1 protein-coding gene is annotated in these 1,161 nt (G+C 71.6%); it reads left to right on the top strand.

The features are described 5' to 3' along the window. Window positions 1-20: 20 nt before the first annotated feature. Window positions 21-1,067, top strand: coding sequence for a serine hydrolase domain-containing protein (locus ABD308_RS01060; protein ID WP_344323722.1), 1,047 nt, complete (start codon window positions 21-23; stop codon window positions 1,065-1,067). Window positions 1,068-1,161 lie beyond the last annotated feature (94 nt).

Raw genomic sequence — 1,161 nt, 5'->3', positions numbered from 1 at the left:
AGGCGCTCCAGTCCTCGGGACTGCCCGGGATGATCGCCACCACCGTTGACATCAGGGGAAGTTGGTCGGCCGCCGTCGGAGTGGCGGACACCACAACGGGACGGCCGAGGTCGACGCACGAGCGGTTCCGGATCGGAAGCGTGACCAAGCCCTTCATCGCGACCGTGGTACTCCAACTCCAGGCCGAGGGAAGGCTCGACCTCGACGACACCGTGGAACGGTGGCTGCCCGGCCTGGTCAGCGGCAACGGGAACGACGGATCGGCCGTCACCGTCCGCCAGTTGCTCAACCACACCAGCGGCGTCTTCGACTACGGCGACGATCCCGGAATGGGCGCGGTCCTGTTCACCCCGGCCTTCCTCTCCCGGCGCTACGACACCTACAGCCTGGAGCAGTTGGTGCGGATCGCGCTCGCCCATCCCCCGGTCTTCGCGCCGGGGACCTCGTACCGGTACTCCAACACCAACTACCTGCTGGCCGGGATGATCATCGAGCGGGTGACCGGCCGCCCGTACGGCGAGGAGGTGGAACGTCGGATCATCCGCCCCCTGGGGCTGACCGGGACGAGCGTACCCGGCACCACGACCGCCCTGCCCCGGCCGCACGCGCGCGGCTACTCGACACTGTTCGGCGGCTCGCCGACGCCCCTGGACGTCACCGAGCTCAACCCCTCGATGGCCGGATCAGCGGGCGGCATCGTCTCCACCACCGCCGACCTGACCCGCTTCCTCTCCGCCCTGATGCGCGGACGACTGCTCCCCCAGGCCGAGTTGGACGAGATGACCGCCCCCGGACCGCACGGCAGCGGCGGCCTCGGCCTGGGCTCCGGGACGCTCTCCTGCGGCGTCACCGTCTGGGGGCACGACGGCGGCATCCACGGATCGTCGACGCTGGCGCTGACCACCCGGGACGGAAGGCACGTCCTGGCGGTCAACACCAACGCCGACTGGTTCCGCGACAAACTCCCGTTGGCCGAGGCCGAGTTCTGCGGCCGTCCGGGCCCGCAGGGCTCGCAGGACCCGCAGGGCTCGCAAGACCCGCAGGGCTCGCAGGGCCGACCGAGCTGACCCGAGCCGGGCCGGAGCGGGCCGGCCGGGAGCGTCAGGACTCCCGGCGGGCCCCTTCCGCCGGGACCGCCCGGTAGACGTGCGGCTCGGCGTA

This window comes from Kitasatospora putterlickiae, assembly GCF_039527695.1.
Taxonomy (GTDB): Bacteria; Actinomycetota; Actinomycetes; order Streptomycetales; family Streptomycetaceae; genus Kitasatospora; species Kitasatospora putterlickiae.
Note: the sequence above shows the minus strand (reverse complement) of the source record. Positions and strands in the feature narration are given on the sequence as shown.